Consider the following 20,801-nt stretch of genomic DNA (forward strand, 5'->3'; position numbering starts at 1 on the left):
CGTCGGTCACAATTCTCAGCTACTTCGATCAGCTATGGTCGAGACAACTCGCGGAAAGAGGGGGTCCCGCGTTTCGCGTCGTCGACTCACGTTTCACGGTGAGACCCGATTGCTCCTCGCATTTCTCGTCCTCGGAAGTGTCCTCGTAATCGCAGACCGGTACGCCGATTACGTCTGGGAGTTCGGACCGGCGATTCCGGTGGTGGACGTCCACGCCGGTTCAGTCGTCCTCTCGCTCGTACTGTTCGGTCTGGCCGTCGCGACGCTTCGTCTCGAGGGTGTGTCCCTCGCACGCATCGGTCTCGAGCCTCGGCTGTTGGTTCCGGCTACCGTCCTCGTTGGGGGGTACTTTCTCGCGCTCAACGTGGCCGGTATCGGAATCGCCATCGCTTCGGGAGCGCCGGAAACGCTCGGCTATCAGTGGACTGTTTCACCGGTAGGAGCGGTCTTCACGTTCGCCTTTATGCTCGTCGTCGCCGGCCTCGTCGAGGAAGTCGTCTTCCGCGGTTATCTCCAGAACAGGCTGATCGCTCTGTGTCCCGGTGATCCCCGGATTCGAGCCATCGCCGGCATCGTCGGTGCGAGCGTACTTTTCTCGGCGTATCACGTTCCACGCGTGCTAACTGACGGCCCGCCAGGAACCATGAGCGGCTCGGGATACCTCCTGTTGCTCTTCGTCAACGGCATCGGCTTCGGCCTTCTCTACGAGTTTACCCAAAATCTCTCCGTTCCCATCATCGTCCACGCCGCTGGAAACATGCCGGGCACGGCGGGAATTCTCTTTTTCGACGTTGCTGGGTGGCCACGGTGGGCGATGGCACTGTATGTTGTGAGCTATCTCGGTCTCATCGCCCTTGCCGTTCTGGTGTATCGTCGGTGGGCGTTCGAGACCGACGCGATGCCCGTCTGGACCGAACGTAGGACGGACGGCAACGACGACACACGTGGGGTCAGTTATGATAGCCACTGAACGTCACTGCACACCCGATCGCGGGACGGATCGGCGATGGGTGTGTAATCGGTGCAGTCGGTACTATGCCGAACGGACGACGGCCATCCGTTCGGACGCGCATCGTCGTTCACCGACCACTTTCGATGACGTATTCCGCTGCCATCTCGTCGGGACCGATCACCTCGAGTTCGTCGCTTCCGTCTAGATACTCCGCGGTCGCCTCGAGCGCGGACAGCGACTCTGCGTCGAGTTCGTAGAAGACGATCGCGGTGATGCCGCCCCACTCGGACGTCGTTTCGAGCGCCGCTCGAGCCTCGTCGGCGTCGGGGTTTATCACCCGGGAACAGAGGGCAGGGTTGGCGGCGTACCCTTGCGAGGGGAAGCGGCCAGCGAATCCGAGTTCGTGGTGTTCCTCGACGAGTTCGAGCGTCTCGCCGTTGTACTTGTTCTGGGGGTACGAGAAGTAGTCGGCTCCGTCCTCGTAGCCGTTGTCCTCGAGCCACGCTCTCGCGTCGCTGATCTCGTCTTCCTGCTCCCGATCCTCGGGCGGACTCGCGAGGTTGCTCCCGTGAGCCGAGTGGCTGGCGATCGTCCAGCCGGCGTCGTCGAGTTCCGCAAGCTGGTCGTGGGTGAGTCGATCGCCGTCGTGGTCTTCCTCCTCGCGGAGTCGGCCCGTAGTGACGAACGAGGTCGCCTGGTAGTCGTACTCCTCGAGGACGGGCAGAGCGTCCGTGTAATCGGTTTCGTGGCCGCCGTCGAACTGGAGCAAGACCGTGCCCTGCTCGGGTGCGGGAACGAAGTGGAGGTCGTCGACCCAGAGCTGGGTTTCGTACTCCTCGCCGGTCCACCGAATGATCTGGATTTCGGTGATGTCGGTCAGGTTAGGGTCGCCGTCGACGTTCGCGATTCCGAACGAACTTCGGGTCAGTGGCGTATCCGAATGGACCTGCTGGCGGAAGTCGATCCGATCGCCGTCGCTGTCGGCGAGCTGGATGATCGGTGCCGCTGTCGCCGACGACGCCATCGCTACGCCGGGTCGCATCTCCGAGAAGTCGCGGGGCTCGTCGAGTTCCCTAACGATCCTCACGCCTTCCTCTTCGGCTTCGGCCTCGAGAAGGGCGGACTGGGATCCGGTGTAAGATCGCTCTTCGTCCGCGGTGAGCGAGCCGACGACGACCTCCCACCGGTCGAGGTCTTCGAAGTCGTCGACCTGTTCGATCTCCTCGTCCTCGTCTTCGTCTTCGTCTTCCGTTTCTTCCTCGGGTTCGGTGTCGTCCGCGTCGTCTTCGGGGTCGTCGTCCGCGTCGTCTTCGGGGTCGTCGTCCGCGTCGTCTTCGGGGTCGTCGTCCGTCGGTTCGGTATCGCTCTCGTCGCCGCCCAGACAGCCGGCGAGTGCCGCAGTCGCCGCGGCCGCAGCGAGGTACTTTCGTCGGTTCATTGCGGGTGTACGGTCTACCGTCACGGCCATTGTAATTCGACGCCGTACTCGCGAAATCAACCGTTGCCCTCCGGGTCGGTCAGATGGGCGAACTGCGGTGGCCGTGACAACCGGCCCATACCTCCACACTCCCGCGATCCGCCACCGAGACGCGAGCATAAATCTCCCACAACTGACGGTATACTGGGTGTACACGTGGGTTTACTCCACGACTTCCAGTCGTCCGACGATGGACTCGAGAGGGGAGACGATATCGATTGGACGAGCGAAAAACGGACACGGAGTCCGCTATCGCGAGGAACGCTCGTGGCTCGCTCGCGATCCGTCGTCCGGAGACGCCTCGAGCCACGACGCCAGCCGTTCGACGGCGGCTTCGGCGATGGCGTCGGCGATCCGCTCCGGGGACTCGGTGAGATCCCAGACGTACTCGCCGGTTCGCGTGACCGTCACCCACTCGACGTAGCCGCGGCGGTCCAGTTCGACGAGCAGTTCCTCGAGTTCGTCGTCGGCGAGTCGACAGTCGAGTGCCCGCTCGAGGCTCGTCGTGAGCTGTTCGGTCGTCGCGACGACGCGGTCGTCGTCCGTCGGTTCGGTCGGAATCACAGGAGAGACGGAGGGCGGTGATGGCGGCCGATCGGTCATACTCGAGTCGGTCGTAGCGACCTGATTACCATGACCGTCAGCGTTCAGTACGACACCAGTGAAAAGGGGGCCGAATCGCACCAGACGCGTTGTGCGGGTTGAGACGGACTCCTGTCCCGATCTGTCGGTGGGTAGGGACGGGGCGCGATCCTGCCGGAACGACTCACAACAGTCCGTACAAATCGGCTCACTCCTCGGGGCTCGGCGTCTGAACTCGGGAGAGATACGATGCGAGATCGGTCGTCGAGATGATCCCGATCACGCCCTCCTCGTCGTCGACGACGGGAACGTGTTTGAATCCGTGGTCGATCATCAGGTCGGCGACGTCTCGGAGGCTGTCCTGGGCGGACGCCGTGATGACGTCTGTGGTCATATACCGCGATACGGTCGTCTCGGCTTTGGGCTCACTCTGGGCGACGATGTTGACGAAGTCGGTCGTCGTCAGGATACCTTCGAGGTGACCGTCGCCGTCGACGACGATCACCGATCCGACGTTGTTTTCGAGCATCAACTGTCCCGCGTCTTCGACCAGCGTATCCGGGGTGACCGTCTGCAGGGACGTCGACATGATCCGTGCGACGAAAATATCTTGCATACAGTATTATTTCACTTGCACAGTATAAGGATTGTCGAACCGGCCGAATCTGGTTACAGTCCTGACAGGGCTGGAGACCGTCCGGCCACATTTAAATAGTAATTCGGACATACAGGTGACGTATCATCGATGCCCGCCACCCCCGCCCTCGAGGGGACGTGCAAACTCCTCCCGGGACCGAGTGCCGCCCGCTTCGAGACGGTAGCCACCGAGTACGCTGCGCTCGCGTCGGCGTACGGTCCACGAAACGTGCTCGTGGTAAAACGCCATCCCACCGGACTCGAGCGCATCGCCGCCCGAGTCGCCGACAGCAGCGAAACGACCGAGACGCCACGCTCTCCGCGGGTGGAATCGGTGCCCGAACACGCCTCGAAGGTCCTCGAGGAGTTCGACCCGACGCTCGATCGCCTCGAATACGAAGAACGGATCGAACTCATCTCGCTCGTAATCGAGGGGATGAGCCGAGAAGTTCCCCCGTACCTCGAGCGCGCAGCGGCCCACGAGAGCTTCGTCCGCGACGTCGGACAGCTGCTGCTCGAGGCCACGCGCCAGCGGATTACTCTCGCCGACCTCGAGGATCTGGGGGAGTCGCCACACGAGTGTCTCGCCTTTCTGTACGCGATCAACGACCGGTTTCACGAGGAACTCGCGAGTCGCGGATACGTCGAGCGGGCGGACGTAATTCCGCGGGCGGTCGAGTTGCTCGAGGACGACGCGGACGGCCTCCGAACGCGCGTGACCGACTCCATCGACGCCGTCCTCGCGATCGAGTTCGAGGAGTACAGACGGCTCGACCGCCGGTATCTCGCGGCGATCTCCGACGGCGCGGAACTGGTGTGTCTCGGCGAGCGCCACGCAAGCGTCGAACGGACCCGGGTCGAACCTGGACGAATCGAAAACCTCGTGGGCCCGGGGCTCACGATCGAGACGCTCGAGGGAAACGCCGGAGAGCGTGACCGACCCGCCGCCGATCGACCCCACGGCGGGATCGTCCGATTTCTCGCGACCGGCGAGGGACCGACTGCGGGGACGAGTCACGCGAAGCGAATACGAACGCGGACCGCACGGGAGCAGGCGAAAGCGGTGGCGACGGAAATTCAGGCGCTCCGTGACCGCCACGGCTGGCGGTACGACGAGTTCGCGATCGGCCTTCCGCGGATCGAACGCGTCCCCGAGACGCGGCGACTCCTTCGCGAGGCCGGCATTCCGACCGCGACGATCGGGACGCCGTCGCTGGCCGAAGATCCGGCGGTAAACGAGCTCTACGCGTTCGTGACGGTCCAGTGTGACCGGGAGCGAAGCGGCCCGAGCCACGGCGAGCACGGATCGGACCGGGACCGGGACGCGGCGATCGAGCGCCTACGCGCCCGCGTCGAGGAATTCTCGCCGGCGCTGCTCGAGGAGTGTGCCGGCGCGAGCGTCTCCCGCTCGATCGCGCGGTGGATCCGTCTGACCGATCTCAAAGGCCGAATCGCCGCGAGCGAGGAGTGGGTCGACGCCCGCGAACAGTACGACGGGATTCGGCGGGTGCTCGAGATCGCTCGCTTCGTCGAGGAGACGGACCTCGTCGGACCGGACTGGCAGGGGCTTCGCCGGATGCTCCGGCGAACGATCCAGTACGACGCGCCGTACGTCCACGCGGTCGAAACACGTACGCCGACCGGCGGCGTGGCAGTCCGTTCCGTCGACGACCTCAAAGACGACTCGCGGGAGGCGGTGTTCGTGCTCGATCTGATCGACGAAGCGTATCCGGGCGAACAGTTTCTCACCCAGCTGTTCCCGTCCGCGTGGCTGCGGGAGATGGCGACGTACCCGGCGGTCACTGACCCCGAACCGTCTGCGGTCGCGTCGACGTTCGCACCGGTCGATCCGGGAGACGATCTCGCCTCCCCCTTCGAGACGTATCACGCACAGCGATCCAGACGACGGCTCGCGCTCGCGGCCCGAGCGGCCCGGAGCGCCCTCTATTGCTGTTCGTACGAACGAGGATCCGGCGGCCTCCGGCGAACCTACGACGAGTCGCGGTTCCTGAAACTGATCGACTCGACGCCAGGCCTCGTCCTCGAGGACGTCGACAATCGGACCGGTGCGGCCATCCACGGGGAGACGAACGCCATCGAGGCGTTACTGGACCAACCCCGCGGCGAACTCGAGCGCGTGATCCGCGAGGCGAGTACCGGTGGCGAGGCGGATCTCGCCGAGACCGAAGCGCTGTTCGAGGAGATCGCGCTCGTCCTCGAGGAGGGTGATCTCGACCCCGCCCTCGCGGAGGCGATCCGATCGCAGTTCGAGTTCGCCGCCGGCGAGGTGATTCGGCGTGACTGACCGCGGACGCGACGGACCGGGAACCGGCCGACGGCTCGACGAAGCCGACGGGGGCGACGCGATCGAGCTCACTCATAACGGAATCGAGACGTACCTTCGCTGTCCGCGCCGGTACGAGTTCGCTTCGGTCTACGCCCTCGATGGGAGCGACGACGGGCCGACCGACGACCGGGTCGACCTCCTCAGACGCGCCATCTGTACGGCGTTGGCGAGTGGAGAGACCGACCGTGATGGACTCCTCGAGACGGCGCTGTCGACGCTGTCGTCGCTGTGGGACGATCACGACGAGCGATTTCACTCTCGGGCCCAGCGACGACACGAACGCCAGGTCCTCGAGGCGACGCTTCGGGCGTACGTCGACCGCGTCGGACTCGACCACGCAGGCGGTATCGAGCGAACGACTTCGGGGAGTCTACCTGTCGACGAGATCGTCGGACCGTCGCTTCCGGTGTCGAGGACGGTGACCGTTCCGCAGTCGGGAGAGAAACGGGGAGTCGAACCGGGGCCGTCGAACCGGGTGCTCGCTCCCGAATCCGTCACGGTCGAAGCCGAGGTCGACTACGTATTCCGCGACGGGCCGTCGGTCGTCGGGGTCCGGTTCGTTCCCACCCTCGCCCCGCTCGGCCCACTCCGGTATCGATCCGAGTGGGACGGCGACGTCGCCGAACGCTTTACGGACCACTTCGATCCCGCGGCCGACGTCTACGATCCCGCCCCCGTCGCGGCGCTGCTCGAGACGGCGGTCGTCCTCGACGGCCTTCGAACGCTTCGGGATCGGCTCGACCTCGGAGGGAAGACGTGTCGGTACGTGCAGGTTCCGCTCGCGGATCGGTCGAAGACGTCGGTCAACTGGGTGAGCGAATCCGTCGAGACGAGCCTCGAGATCGCCGACCTCACCGACGTCTACGTCGACCACCACACGTACGGGCTGACCCACGAGCACCGAAACGAGACGGTCGACAGCCGCCTCGAGGCGGTCGTTGGCCGCCTCGTGGAGGGTGCGTTCGATCCGGGCGATCGGTGGGAACAGATCAGGGGGGAGGCCTGTCCCGAGTGTGCGTACGCGGTCTGCTGTGAGGAGCGAATCGCGGCGGAGGTGCGATTCGATGGGTGAAGATCGGCGGAACGATTCGACGGGTGAAGATCGTCAAAACGGTTCGACGGGCACGGACCGGCGGGACGATTCGACGGGTGAAAGCCAGAACGGAAGTTCGGCGAACGGCGAGCGGACGCCGCTCGAGCCGAAGGGGAGCCAGAGAGACGTCATCGACAGCCGGGCGGCCTGTCTCTCCGTCGACGCCGGCGCGGGAACCGGAAAGACGACGACGATGCTCATGCGCATCGAGCGGACGATCGAACGCGGGGACGTCGATCCGGACGACGTGCTCGTCCTGACGTTCGCGAACGAGGCCGCCGGAAGCATCCGGGACGCGGTGGCCGAGCGGCTCGATCCCGAGACGGCGGCGGCGATCGACGTACACACGTACCACTCGTTTTGCTACCGGCTGGTCCGCGAGTACGCCTACTACCTCGGGTACTCACCGGAGTTCGAGGTGGTCACCGAGCGAAACCGGCGGCGGCTGGTCGGCCGGCTCCTCGCCGAAAACGAGTACGACTTCGCCTCCGCCACCCACGGCGACGGGTCGTCGACCGACGTCGTCGAGTCGGTCGATCGGTTCATCCGGGCGATGAGCCAGGAGGACATCGCGCCCGAGACGCTTCGCGAGACGCTCCCGGACGTCCGGACGCTCGAGTTGTTGACCGAGTTCGTCCTCTGGCTCGAGCGCCGGGCCGAGGAGGAACTCACCTTCGACAACGAGGCGCTCCGGTACTTCAACGAGGAGGTCCACCTCGAGGCCGCCCGCGAATCGCTGGTCGAGTACGGCAAACTCATCTCGTTCTGTCGCGAGAAAATCGCCGAAGCGCCGGCGGAGTTTCGCGACGACGACGTCGTTCGCGACGTGGACCGCTACCTCCGGGTGCTCCAGCGGTGTGTGACAAACACGATCGAGACGCTATCGCTCGAGGAACCCACGACGAAACAGCTCCCCCGTGCGCTGTTCGCCAACGAGATCTGGCGGACGGCGACCGGCCGCCTCGAGCAGAGTCCGTTCGGGCGGCTGAAACACTACGTGGAGTTTCTCCGACTCGCCCGCCACTACGCGGACGTCTACGCGGACTATCACGAACTGCTGGCGGCGGAACGGGCGCTCGATTTCGACGAACTGGTGCGGACCGCGACCGCACTGGTCGGCGGCGAAACCGGCCCCGGAACCGCGTTTGTCGGGTCCGAGGACGACCCAACGCAGGAGGCGGTCGCCGCGGAGATCACCGGCCAGTGGGAGCAGGTGTACTGCGACGAGTTTCAGGATACGGACGAGACCCAGTTCTCGCTGATCGCCGCGCTCACGGACGGGCCGGACCGACCCGATCTGCTCGCGATCGGCGATAAGGATCAGGCCATCTACGGCTGGCGCGGGACCGACCGCGAGGGCCTCGATCGCCTCGCAGGGGTCTACGACGACCACGAGTCGATCGAACTGGAACTCAACTTCCGCTCGCGCCAGGAGATCCTCGATCTGACGAATCACTGTTCGTACGGCCCCCAGTCCTCGAAGACGCTCCGCGAGGACGGTCGAGAGCCCGGCACGTACGCCGAGGTCGGATCCGATCACGTCGGCGAGACGCCAGCCGACCGGGTCGTCAAAGTCGAGAGCGACGAACTCGAGCACTCGACCGCCGAACAGGTATCGACGACGGTCTCCCGGCTTCTCAACGGCGAAAGCGCCACCGTCCCGCAACGATCGCTGGCTGACCTCGCGGTGATCGTCCGAACGAACCGTCAGGCACAGGCCGTCGCCGACGCGCTCGGGGACCGACAGATCCCCTACGAGATTTCGGGATCGCCCCGCGGCGAGATCCCCCCCGGAGTACGGACGGTGCTGTCGTATCTCAGGGTTCTCGTCGACCCTGACGCCGACGCGCACCTCCGGCGGGTGTTGGTGTACCGGTACCGGCTCTCCGAGGACGACCTCGCGACGGTACAGCGCGCGGAGACGACGCTTTACGACGCCGTCTTCGAGGTCGACCTCGAGGCGCTCGAGCGGCCGGCGCGTCTCGAACGGGCCCGCGAGCACCTGGCCGAACTCGAGCGAACCAGAAGCGTCTATCCGCTGTCGGGGTTCGTCCGCCGGTTTCGGGAACTGACCCGACTCGAGTGGTTCCTGACCGACGAGGAGCGGACGGAGTTCGACCGGCTGGAACGCTTCGCGGAGCGGACGGAAGCCGACGCCGCGATCCATTCGCTGTCCGAAGCGTTCGTCGACGCGCTCGAGCGAACGCTGCGCGGGGGCGAATCCGACCGGACCCGCGGCACCCGATCGAGCGATCGCGTCGACGTGATGACGGTCCATCAGGCCAAGGGGCTCGAGTTCGACACCGTCCTCGTCCCGTTTCTCTCGGACGAGGAGTGGTGCGTCGAAACCGACCACGCCCGCCGCGCTCGCTACCGACTGCTCGCCGCCGCCCTCGAAGGAGAGGAGTCGCCGCTTTTGGCCGATCTCACCGCGGATACCGTCGCCGAGGAGTGGCGGGTGGTCCACGTCGCGCTCACCCGCGCCGAGAACCACCTGTTCGTCTTCGGCTCCGGCTACGACTACGACGGAAGCGAGGACGAACTCGGCGTCTCGACGGCCCAGCAGTGTCTCGCCGACGACGTCGAGTGGTCCGTCGCCGGGAAGCGAATGGACCTCTGGTCGACGCTGATCGACAGCTTCGAGCGAGTTCGCGAGACGTATCCCGACACCGTCGCCGATCGCACCGAGGAAATCGCCCGATCGGCCGACGCGACGCCAGGGACGATTACCTACTACGCCGACCGGCCGATCGAACCCCTCGAGACGTCGGACGCGATCGAAACGGTCCACCGCCTCGGGGGGCTGGTACGGGACGGAACGCTGTTGCCCGCGGCGGACGCTGCGGACGCGATCGCGCTCGAGGGAGACGATTCCGACCGGGCGATTCGAACGCCGGTCGGACGCCACCTCTCGGCGCTGACGACGGAGACGACCAGATTCCCGGTCCAGTCGCTTTCGACCCCGAACCAGCTTCCCGCCGCGTTACGTCACAGCTACACCGCGATGGAGACCCACGACACCTGTTCTCGAAAACACTACCTCGATCACGTCGTGCGGGCGATCGACGATCCGCTCGAGGCAACGGGGCCGAATCGGTCGGAACCGCCCTCGGTGGACGAGCCGGACCGACCGGATTCGCTCGAGGGGGGCGAGACGAGCCAGCGCCTCGTCGGGACGATCTTCCACGCCGTCGCGGAGGAGGCGTTCTACAGGGGCTATCGCGGCCGCGAGGAGTGGCGCGAAGCGGCGATCCGACAGCTCACGGCCCGCGGCCTCACGGGCCACCGTGAGCCGATCCTCGCCTGTATCGACCGGTTTTTCGAAGCGAGCGTCTCCGGAATCGATCGACCGATCGCCGACTGGGAGGCGGTCGCCGCCGAGTATCCGTTCTCGCTCGCGGACGTCTCCGAGGTCGCCGGCGACGTGGTCGGCTACGTCGACTCGATCCGCCGGCTCCCACCGGACGGCGGCGTGATCGGGGATGACGCGGCTATCGGTGGCTCCGCCGGCGACCTCGTCGTCCTCGATTACAAAACGAGCGCCGAACGGATCGGCGTCGACGACGCGACCCAGCTGACGCTGTACGCGCGAGCCTGCAACGCCCGGTTCGAGCGGCCGATAGCGGCTGCGGGCTACGTCCACGTCGGCGACCCCGGCCCCGCCGTCGACCTCTTCGATCCCGACGATCTGCCGCCGTGGTCGACCGTCCGCGAGACGCTCGAGGGAGTGGACGATCCGTCCTACGAGGACACCTCGCCCGGCGAGCACTGCCGGTTCTGTCCCCACCGGTCGCTTGGCTGTGGGCCAGCGGAGTACAGTAGCCACTGACCCCATCGCGAAGCTGATCGCCAGAGGGGGTGTCGCCCCGATCGGTCGGCTCTCGTCGGAATCGATCTCGAGGTGCATTTATCCGGGAGGGGACGAACGGATCCGTATGATCGAGGCGACGCTGTGTTTTCCGCTCCGCGACGGAGCCGACACCGGCGACGAGCGGGCCGGCTCACGCGATGGAGGGACGTCCCCGACAGAGGTGCTCCTGATCGAGAAACGCCGCGGGCTCGGCGAGGGGTGGTACAACGGACCCGGCGGCAAACTCGAGGACGGCGAGACGCCCCGTGAGTGTGCGATCAGGGAGACACGAGAGGAAGTCGGCCTCGAAATTCAGCCGGCCGACCTCGAGAAAGCGGGCGAGTTGACCTTCCTGCTCGACGGCGAGGGTCACACGTTCTGTCACGTCTACCGGACCGCGACGTTCGAGGGCGAGCCGAGACCGTCCCCCGAGGCCCGCCCCGAGTGGGTTCCGATCGACGACGTTCCGTACGACCGGATGTGGGACGACGACCGCCTCTGGCTCCCCGGCGTCCTCGAGGGCCGGACGGTCGCCGGCGAGTTCCGATTCGAAGGCGGCGAGCCGCTGGACGAAGCCGCGTTCGTCGACCACGACCTCGAGTGGGACGTCGAGGTCGTACGCGAGCGGTAACCGGGCGATTCGTCCGCACTCTCTCGAAACCTCAGGTTCTACCCGTCGGTATCGGTTGAGCCGGGGACTCGAGGGGGAAGACGGCACTCGAAAGGGAAGACGGCACTCGAGGAGAAAGCCGGGAAACCGTCCGGTGCGTTGCCACCACACCCATTACTTCGAAAATCGAAGTATAGGGGGATAGACTCAGTGGGCCCGCTCTGGATGGGTTTCACACGGCCTTATCTACCAAGGCGGACAGTAAACCGTCTCATACGGTTTACTGGAAGTCGTTACCGGAGCGACCGCGGGACAGCGCCCGGTCGCTCCGGTACACAGTTACAGTAATCCGTATCAGTCCGCGACCGCCTCTTCGGGCTCCGCCTCGAGTGTCGCCCGTTGAATCCAGAGGTCGCCGAACAGTTCGTCCTGCTCGAGTTCGATCCGGCCGCGGTGGGCGAGAAACAACAACGCGAGGTAGGTCATCACGCGCGAGCCGCCGATCTCGTCGATTTCGGCGTACAGAACCTCCGATCGGCCGTTCTCGTATTGCTCCTCGAGGACGGCCTCGACGTCGTCGATCACCGTCTCGATGTCCTCCTCGTGGGTCGTGTGCGTCACGTCGTCGCTGGTCGGTTCGTCGTCGACCCGGAACTGGTCTTCGGCGTGGTACGAAAGCTCCTGGACGCCCCGGTCGTACCCTCGCGGCGAGTCGCTCGTATCGTAACTCCGGGATTCCTTCCACCAGGTACCACGCTCGGCGCTTCTGAGTTCGCGCACCAGTTCGTCGAGCGTCTCCGGCTTCCCGCGGGCCTGCTTTCGCTCGAGGCGGCGTTCCATCTCCGTCTCGAGGCTCTCGATGGGGTCGAATCCCGGCGGGTGGTCGCCCCCGTCGTCGGCCATCGAGTCGTCGTCGGCGAACGGGGCCTCCCACGGCGGCAGCTCCTCCTCGTCGGGCTCGTCGGGCGCGAACAGCTCGTCGCTTTTCATCCGCAAGAGGACGCTCGCGTAGAACAGCGCCCGACCCGACGTCCGCAGATCCGCGTCGTCTAACGCCTCGAGGAACTTGTCCGTCACCCGGACGACGTCGATATCCCACGGATCGATCTCGCCGTCTTTGGCGAGTTGAACCAGCAGTTCGACCGGCTCGACCTCCTCGTCCTCCTCCGCCTCCACTTCGCTCGTCTCGTCTACAGTCGCGTCGGCCTCGTCCCCGACAGGGGATTCCGAGAACTCGAGGACGGTCCCATCGTCGTCGCTCGACTTCTCGGAGCCGCCGTCAGGGGGCTCCCTGTCCTCGTGACCGGCGATATTCAACGGGATGTCGTCACCGCCGTCGGTTCGAACCTCGCGATAGAATTCCTCGCGTGACCGATCGGGTTCTCCGCTCGAGCGTTCGGACTCGTGTGGTGACTCCCTAGTCATCAGCAGGCACCTCCTCGCTACTCAGATCGATTCCGGTCACCGCGCTCACGTTGTCCTGTTGCATCGTCACACCGATCGCCCGCTGGGATCGATCGAGCATCGCCGAGCGGTGTGAGACGACGACGAACTGCGCCTCGTCGGCCAACTCTTCGACCATCTCGCCGATTCGCTCGGCGTTGACCGCGTCGAGGAACGCGTCGACCTCGTCGAGCGCGTAGAACGGAGCCGGGTTGTGCCGCTGGATCGCGAAGATAAAGGCGAGCGCGGTCAACGACTTCTCTCCGCCGGACATCGCGTCGAGACGCTGGATCGGCTTGTCCCCGGGCTGGGCTTTCATCGTCAGCCCACCCTCGAAGGGATCCGCCTCGTCTTCTAAGTGGAGGGTTCCGGTCCCCTCCGAGAGCTTCTCGAAGATCTCCGTGAAGTGACTCGAGATCGCCTCGTAGGCGTCCATGAACGTCCGTTTCTTCTGTGATTCGTACTGCTCGATCCGGTCGCGGATCCCCTCGGCCTCCTCGACCAAGGTGTCCCGTCCCTCCTCGAGGTCCTCGAGATCCGAGCGAACCTCGTCGTACTCGTCGATCGCGAGCATGTTGACCGGCTCCATCGCCTCCATATCCGCCTCGAGCAACTCGATCATCTCGAGGACGGTGTCGTGATCCGGCACGTCCTCGGGGTCGTACTCGCTGACCTCCGCTTCGAGGCTTTCGATCTCCCACTCGAGGCTCTCGACGCGCTCGCGTTTGTCCTCGAGTTTGCTCTCGAGTGTGTTCACCCGCTCTTGCTGGGCGTCGCGGGCCGTCCTGGCCTCGGCGAGATCTTCCTTCAGATCGCTCCGTGTGGCCTTCAACTCGGTGAGTTCCTCCTCGAGGTCCGCGACCGCTTCGTGTTTGTCCTCGAGCGTCTCGCGTTTCTCCGCGATCGTCGCTTCACACTCCTCGATGCGCTCTTCGTGTTCGGCGGTGCGGTTCTGGGCCGCCTCGATGTCGTCGTGGAGGTCGTCGATCGCGTCCTCGGCGTACTCCTTCTCGAGGCCGAGTTCGTTGAGTTTCGCGTCGATGTCGTCGATTCGCTGCTCGCGCTCGTCGATCTCGGAGGCGAGTCGTTCGATCTCGGCGGTCAACTCCGGAATCTTCGAGTCCGCGAGTTCCGCCTCGAGGTCCGCGATGTCGGCTTCGATCTCCTCGATCGCCGCCGTCCGGTCGTCGATTCGCCCGGAAATCTCGTTCATCCGCTCGTCGACGGACTCACGCTCCTCGCGGAGCTCCTCGAGTTCCGACTCGAGGTCCTCGATCTCGCCTTCGACCGACTCGCGGCGGTCGTCGAGTTTCTCGATCTCGGTTTCGATCGATCGAACCTCGTCGGCGGCGTCGGTCTTTCGATCGCGAGCGTCGTCGAGGCGTCCGTCGACGTCCCGTAGCTCCTCGCGCACGGACGCACGTTCGTCCTGTAACTCGGTGATCTGTGTGGCGACGCGCTCGAGTTGTCCCTCGCCCCCGCCGGTAAAGGAGTACCGGGAGCCGCTGCCGGAGCCGCCGGTCATCGCGCCGCTTTTCTCGACGAGGTCGCCGTCGAGCGTGACCATCCGGTACTCACCCATGTACGCCCGGGCGGTCTCCAGGTCCTCGACGACCAGGGTGTCACCGAGAACGTACGAGAAGACGCCGGCGTACTGATCGTCGAAGTCGACGAGGTCGTACGCGAAGCCGACGACGCCCTGATCCGTCGGCGCGTTCGGCAATCCGCGTTCGCGCATGTCCGTAAGCGGCAGAAACGTCGCCCGGCCCGCGTTGCGCGATTTGAGGTGGTCGATACACTGCTGGCCGATGACGTCGTCGTCGACGACGACGTTCGCGAGACGACCGCCCGCGGCGGTTTCACAGGCGATCGCGTACTCGCCCGACACCGTCCCGAGCTGGGCGACCGCGCCGTGGACGCCGTCGATCCCCGAGTTGAGAATCGTCGTCACCGCCCGCCCGAACGAGGAGTCCCCGCTCTCGCCGGCGTTCGCCTCGAGTTCGGCGTACTCCTGTTGTTTCGCCTGGATCTCGTCGTCGAGGTCGTCGACGTCGGACTGCAGTCGGCGCTTCTCGTCTTTCAGGTCGTCGACGACGTCCGCGATGCTCCGGCGGTTCTTCTCTGCCTTTTCGAGTTCCCGTTCGAGATCACCTCGCTCGCTCTCGAGTTCGGGAATCTCCTCGCGGCGACGCTCGATGGTGTCTTCGTTCTCGCTGATGGCGTTCGAGCGACGGCGAGCCTCGTCCAGCAGCCGATCCTGCTCGCGCTGGAGGTCGTTCTTCGCGGTTTTGGCCTCCTCGAGGTCGTCCTTTCGGTCCGCGAGTTCGGCCTTGAGTTCGTCGAACTCGGTGTCGACGGAGTCGATCTCGGCTTCCAGATCGTCGCGTTCGGCCTCCCGTTTTTGTATCTCGGTTTTGATCGAGGCTTTCTCGAGTTTGTGTTCGCGGATCTCCTCGTCGAGGTCGGCGATCTCCTCCTGTTTCCGGTCGATCTGGACGAACGCCTCGCGGCGGTTGGCCTCGGCCTCCTCGATCTGCTCCTCGCTGGCCTCGATCCGATCCTCGAGCCGGGAGATCTCGCCTTTGATCTCCTCGATCTCGCTTTTGATCCGAAGCTGCTCGTCCTCGCCTTTCCGTTCGATCTCCGCGTTCAGGTCCTCGAGGTCCTCCTGCAGGCGGACGAGTTTTCCCTGCCGTTCGTCGAGTTCCCGCCTGCGCTCGGCGAGGTCGTCCTCGAGGCTCTCGACCCGATCGGTCGCAGCCGTGAGGTCCTCGCGTTTCTCCTCGAGTTCGCTGGCCTTCCGGTAGCCCTCGTACTCCTCTTTCTCGCGGCGAAGCCTGCGGTATCGCATCGCAGTTCGGCGCTCGTCCTCGAGTTGACCGAGCCGATCGCGTTTCTCCCCGATCCGGAGTTCGGCCTCGTCGATTCGTTCCTCGACGACCTCGAGTTCCTCGAATGCGTCTTCTTTTTTCGCGTCGAATTCGGCGACGCCCGCGATCTCGTCGATGATCCCCCGCCGGGCGTGGGGCGTCATGTTGATGATCTCGGTGACGTCGCCCTGCATGACGACGTTGTACCCCTCGGGCGTGACACCGGCCTGTGCGAGCAGGTCCTGGATGTCCGAGAGGTTCACCGATCGGTCGTTCAGATAGTAGTAGGAGTAGTAGTTGTCCTCGGTCTCTTTGACCCGGCGACGGATCCGAATCTCCTCGACGTCGCCGACATCGTCGCTGCCCGCGGCGTTGACGACCTGCGAGCGGTCGAGCGTGCCGTCTTCGTTGTCCAGAACGACTTCGACGACCGCCTCCCGCGGACCGCCGGTCGACGAGCCGTCCTCGTGTCCGGGGTTGTAGATGAGGTCGGTCAGTTTCTCGGCGCGGATGCCACGCGTTCTGGCCAGTCCGAGCGCGAAGAGGACGGCGTCGATGATGTTCGACTTCCCGGAGCCGTTCGGGCCGGTGACGACCGTAAAGTCCTCGTAGAACGGAATCTTGGTCTTCCGGCCGAAGCTCTTGAAGTTGTCCAGAACGACTGCTTTGATGTACATTCTCTTCTCGAGGCCTCCGTCGGGACGTCCGTGGCGTGTCGGCGGTCGCGAAACCGGCTGGCGGTGACCGTGTGGAATCGCTTGGGACACCGAACGGCTGGCGGTGACCGTACGAATCGATTGGCATACCGGACTGGTGTCGGTTCGCGCCGCGACGGTCCAGTTATGCGACGATTATGTCGTCGCTACCTGAGTCTTCCGCTTCGTCACCGGCCACTCCGTCGGCGTCCGCCTCGGCCGTCGCCTCCGCGACGTCGTCGGGTTCGGCCTCGCTGGTACCCGCCCCGTCGTCGGACTCGCCCGACTCGTCGCCTCGTCGGTTCGGAACGCGAGTCGGCGTCTCCGTATCGAGTTCCGCCTCGAGAACGCGAATGCGCTCTTTCGCCTCGATGAGTTCGCTCGTCAGTCCGTCCACCGTCGACTCGAGTTCCGCGACCGTCGATTCGAGTTGCTCGACACGGTTGTTCGACATATTCCCTAGGGACGTAGCCTGACACATAAACGTACGTCAGACACAGCTAGCTGTACTGGCAAATCGGGCGGGAGCGATCGGATATGGGTAGTCACAGTGGCGACGGCCAGCAGTCCCACCGGAAAATCGACCTCGTGACGACGACGCGATCACGGAGACGCGTTCGGTTACGGGACTTCGTGGACCGTCAACTCCACGTCGCGGCGCTGTCCCTCGATATCCTCGACCAGTCGCTCGACGACGAGTTCGGCTTCCGAGAGCAATCGCGGCGTGACCCGGTCGACCACCCAGTCCAGCGAGACGAACCGCGGGAGCGAAATCGCGTTTTTGTCCGCCGAGTACGGGTCGTAGACGGCCTCGAAGAAGATTCGACTGGCCGTCTCCTCGCCGGCCGGGGCGGCCTCCGGTTCGGGTTCGACGCGCCACTCGCCCCGAGCGTCGACGTCTTCGACCAATCGCCACTCGAGTGAGTTCGGCGGCGTGATCGACGTCACCTTCGAGTTGGCCGTGTAGGTGAGCTTCCACCAGGCGAGATGCAGATCGTAAACCGAGCCGACGTCGCCGTCCCCGTCGACCCGAACGTCGGTCAGGTGGTCCGTGTAGCGGGGGTAGTCCGTAAACGACCGAACGTACGGAAAGACCTCCTCCGGCGGGCGGTGAGCGACGGTACTGAGGAGAATTCTGTCCACGTCGGTCGTAAGGAAATCGGCGAAAGTAAGGGTTGCTATCGGAGGCACTGGACGTCAGTGTGTGAATCGTATCAGTTGTTACTATAGATAGTGGCAGTCGGTACTACCTCGTCGCCGTGACGGCTTTCGACGGCGGAGGGAACGAGTTTCGAGGACAGTCCGCTCGAATTGCCCTCCCTTACAGCCGTCGGAAAACACCGCTGGCAGCACTTCTATCCCCAATACACGGATTCGAATCCGATGAACTACCGAAGAAGTCTATAGGGTCGAACCGGAATGGGGAACAACGCGCCGAATTTATCGAGATGATAGACTCCGTTTCCATTTTACACGTCGACACCGATTCGGAGTCTGCAGTCCAGACGGCGACGCACATCGCCCGGGAAAACGACCGATTCGCCGTCGAGACGGCGACGAGCGCGACCGAGGGACTTGACTCCCTCGAGGACGACGACGTGGACTGCGTCGTCTCCAGTTACGAGATCGGCGACCGAAACGGGATCGACTTTCTCGAGGACGTTCGCGACCGATATCCGGATCTCCCGTTTATCCTCTTTCCCACTCGCGGAAGCGAGACGGTCGCCAGCAAGGCGGTCTCCCACGGAGCGACCGATTACCTCCGGCGGACGGGCGACAGCGACCAGTACGAACTGCTCGCGAACAGAATCGCGAACGCGGCCGAACAGTTTCGGGCGAAACGATCCGAACGGTGGCTGGCCGAACTGGCCGAGACCACCGATCGAATTCTGTTCGTCTTCTCGTCGGACTGGGAGGAACTCGAGTTCATCAACTCCGCGTACGCTGATCTCTGGGGCCGGCCCGTCGAGGCCCTTCGGGAGAACCCCGCCGACTTCCTGAACGGGATTCACCCCGACGACCGCGACGACGTTCGGGAGGCGATGGCGGCGATTTCGGGCGGTGAACCAGTCGAAATCGAGTTCCGAGTCGACGAAACGCAGGCGTTCGATCGGTGGGTCAGGGTCCGCGGCGAACCGATGTTCGACGACGACGGAACCGTCGTCCGCGTCGCCGGGTTCGTGACCGACGTCACCGAGCAGAAACGACGGGAACGGACGCTTCGGGAGGCGAAAATCCAGTTAGAGACCGCAACGGAGGCCGGAGCCGTCGGGACGTGGGAGTGGAACATCCCGGAAAACAGGCTCGTCGCCGGACCGGAGTTCGCACGGACGTTCGACGTCGATCCCGACGCCATGCAGGAGGGCGTCCCGGTCGAACGCGCCGTCTCGTCGATCCACGACGACGACCGCGAACGAATCGAGACGGCGATCGAGGCGACAGTCGACGCCTGCGGGGAGTACGAACAGGAGTACCGCGTTCGAAACACCGACGACGAGTACCGATGGATGCTCGCGAGAGGACACGTCGACTGCGACGCCGACGGAAATCCGATCACGTTCACGGGTGCGCTGACCGACATCACCGATCGAAAACGGACCGAACGCGAGTTACAACGCCACCAGGCGTTTCTCGAGGAGTCGACGGACGTCGTCACGGTGGTCGACGTCGACGGGACGATCGAGTATCACAGCCCGTCGGTCGATCGGACGCTTGGATACGACCGAGGGGACCTGATCGGCGCGGATGCGTTCGGCAAGGTCCATCCCGACGACCGGCCGAATCTGCTCGCGGCGTTCGAAGCGCTCCTCGAAGAACCGGGTGCCTCCGAACGCGAGGAAGCGCGGTTTCGAACCGCCGACGGGGAGTGGCGCTGGCTCGAGGTTCACGGAACCAATCAGCTCGCCGATCCGGTCGTCGATGGAATCGTCATCAACAGCCGGGACATCACCGAACGAAAACGACAGCAACGAGACCGAAAAACGCTGCTCGAGTTCCTCCACCAGTTGTACGACGTGACGACCGACGTGGAGCTATCGCTCGAGGGGAAAATCTCGCGACTGCTCGGGCGGGGAAGCGAGCACCTCGATCTCCCGTACGCCTTTCTCGCGGAGATCGACCGGGACGCCGGGGAGGGAGGAACCCAGACGATCGTCGAAGCACGCGATCCACACGACCGCCTCAAGCCGGGCGAATCGAGGCCGCTCTCGCAGGCGTTCTGTCGCGCGACGATCGACGCGGACGATACGATGGTGGTTGCGGACGCGACTGCAAACGGGTCCAGCGGCGAACCGACGGACGAACCGTTCGAACTGGGCTGTTACATCGGTGGACGGGTACAGGTGGACGGCGACCTGTACGGAACGCTGTGTTTCGGGGCGGAAGACTCCCGCGAGGAGTTTACGGACGGCGAGCAGATGATCGTCCGTCTGATGAACAAGTGGATGAGCTACGAACTCGAGCGCAAGCGGGCGACGCGCGAACTCGAGCAGTCGAACGACCGGCTGGCGTCGTTCGCGAGCGTGGTTTCTCACGACCTGCGAAATCCGTTGAACGTCGCGGAGGGCCACCTCGAACTCGCCAGAACGAACCGCGATAGCAAACACCTCGAAGAGGCGGCTGCCGCCCTTGACCGGATCGAAACGCTGGTCGACGATCTGCTCACGCTGGCGCGGGAAGGGAGTACCGCGATCGAACCCGAACCGATCCGCCTCTCGACGGTGATCAACCGCTGCTGGGAGACGGTCGAAACGCCGAACGCGACGTTGAACGTCGAGACGAACCGCACCGTCAGCGCCGACCGGACTCGTCTCAAACAGATACTCGAAAACCTCGTCCGGAATTCGGTCGATCACGTCGGTGGCGACGTGTCGGTGACGATCAGAGACGTCGACGGTGGGTTCGCCGTCGAAGACGACGGACCTGGGATCCCGTCCGAAAAGCGCGATCGGGTGTTCGAAACCGGGTACACGACCGCCCAGACGGGAACCGGCCTCGGACTACAGATAGTCGAGCAAGCCGCGACCGATCACGGCTGGTCGCTTCGTCTCACCGAGGGACCGGACGGCGGCGCACGGTTCGAGTTCACCGACGTCGACGTTCTCGGAGCGTCTTCCGAGGGGAACGCACACGAGAGCCCCTCGAGTCGAGCCGACACCGCAGCATCCGACGGACGCCACTCGACCAGTTCCGACGAATAAGCGAGACGACTCCGGTCCGAGCGCCCGATGCAGTTTGCTGTGATGAT

General features: G+C 64.7%; 13 protein-coding genes. 6 read left to right on the plus strand and 7 right to left on the minus strand.

What is annotated here, in order from left to right; genetic code table 11:
- Positions 1 to 34: 34 nt before the first annotated feature.
- On the plus strand, positions 35 to 970 hold the full coding sequence (locus EA473_RS01025; protein WP_124193801.1) for a CPBP family intramembrane glutamic endopeptidase: 936 nt from the start codon (positions 35 to 37) through the stop codon (positions 968 to 970).
- Between the two features lie 109 nt (positions 971 to 1,079).
- On the opposite strand, the gene EA473_RS01030 is transcribed toward EA473_RS01025, so the two are convergent.
- From EA473_RS01030 to EA473_RS01040, 3 genes are all read right to left on the minus strand, one after another.
- On the minus strand, positions 1,080 to 2,390 hold the full coding sequence (locus EA473_RS01030; protein WP_124193802.1) for a polysaccharide deacetylase family protein: 1,311 nt from the start codon (positions 2,388 to 2,390) through the stop codon (positions 1,080 to 1,082).
- A 288-nt stretch (positions 2,391 to 2,678) separates the two neighbouring features.
- Positions 2,679 to 3,032, minus strand: a complete 354-nt coding sequence (locus EA473_RS01035; RefSeq protein WP_124193803.1) for a hypothetical protein — start codon at positions 3,030 to 3,032, stop codon at positions 2,679 to 2,681.
- A 187-nt stretch (positions 3,033 to 3,219) separates the two neighbouring features.
- Positions 3,220 to 3,627, minus strand: coding sequence for a CBS domain-containing protein (locus EA473_RS01040; RefSeq protein WP_165875171.1), 408 nt, complete (start codon positions 3,625 to 3,627; stop codon positions 3,220 to 3,222).
- A 129-nt stretch (positions 3,628 to 3,756) separates the two neighbouring features.
- Between EA473_RS01040 and EA473_RS01045 the strand changes: the two genes are divergently transcribed.
- From EA473_RS01045 to EA473_RS01060, 4 genes are all read left to right on the plus strand, one after another.
- Positions 3,757 to 5,952, plus strand: a complete 2,196-nt coding sequence (locus EA473_RS01045) for a hypothetical protein (RefSeq protein ID WP_124193804.1) — start codon at positions 3,757 to 3,759, stop codon at positions 5,950 to 5,952.
- Positions 5,945 to 7,066: a hypothetical protein gene (locus EA473_RS01050; protein WP_394341287.1), complete on the plus strand. Its 1,122-nt coding sequence runs from the start codon at positions 5,945 to 5,947 to the stop codon at positions 7,064 to 7,066. The genes EA473_RS01045 and EA473_RS01050 overlap by 8 nt, the downstream gene beginning before the upstream one ends.
- Complete coding sequence (locus EA473_RS01055; RefSeq protein ID WP_124193805.1) at positions 7,059 to 10,916, plus strand: UvrD-helicase domain-containing protein; 3,858 nt, start codon at positions 7,059 to 7,061, stop codon at positions 10,914 to 10,916. Before EA473_RS01050 ends, EA473_RS01055 begins: the two co-directional genes overlap by 8 nt.
- Before the next feature lie 106 nt (positions 10,917 to 11,022).
- A complete protein-coding gene (locus tag EA473_RS01060) occupies positions 11,023 to 11,568 on the plus strand; it encodes an 8-oxo-dGTP diphosphatase (protein ID WP_124193806.1) in 546 nt (181 codons plus the stop codon).
- Between the two features lie 333 nt (positions 11,569 to 11,901).
- Here the strand turns inward: EA473_RS01060 and EA473_RS01065 are convergent, their stop codons facing one another.
- The 4 genes from EA473_RS01065 to EA473_RS01080 all read right to left on the minus strand — a co-directional run bounded on the left by EA473_RS01065 (position 11,902) and on the right by EA473_RS01080 (position 17,698).
- On the minus strand, positions 11,902 to 12,972 hold the full coding sequence (locus EA473_RS01065) for a segregation and condensation protein A (protein ID WP_124193807.1): 1,071 nt from the start codon (positions 12,970 to 12,972) through the stop codon (positions 11,902 to 11,904).
- A complete protein-coding gene (gene smc, locus EA473_RS01070) occupies positions 12,965 to 16,537 on the minus strand; it encodes a chromosome segregation protein SMC (RefSeq protein ID WP_124193808.1) in 3,573 nt (1,190 codons plus the stop codon). Before smc ends, EA473_RS01065 begins: the two co-directional genes overlap by 8 nt.
- 163 nt (positions 16,538 to 16,700) lie before the next feature.
- Positions 16,701 to 17,009 (minus strand): DUF7518 family protein, encoded by a 309-nt coding sequence (locus EA473_RS01075; protein WP_124193809.1) that lies wholly within the window; start codon positions 17,007 to 17,009, stop codon positions 16,701 to 16,703.
- A 167-nt stretch (positions 17,010 to 17,176) separates the two neighbouring features.
- Complete coding sequence (locus tag EA473_RS01080) at positions 17,177 to 17,698, minus strand: SRPBCC family protein (protein WP_124193810.1); 522 nt, start codon at positions 17,696 to 17,698, stop codon at positions 17,177 to 17,179.
- Between the two features lie 305 nt (positions 17,699 to 18,003).
- Here EA473_RS01080 and EA473_RS01085 point away from each other — a divergent pair, with 305 nt between their 5' ends.
- Positions 18,004 to 20,754, plus strand: a complete 2,751-nt coding sequence (locus EA473_RS01085) for a PAS domain-containing protein (RefSeq protein WP_124193811.1) — start codon at positions 18,004 to 18,006, stop codon at positions 20,752 to 20,754.
- Positions 20,755 to 20,801: the final 47 nt, after the last annotated feature.

Source organism: Natrarchaeobius chitinivorans, from assembly GCF_003841505.1.
In the GTDB taxonomy this organism is placed as follows: Archaea; Halobacteriota; Halobacteria; order Halobacteriales; family Natrialbaceae; genus Natrarchaeobius; species Natrarchaeobius chitinivorans.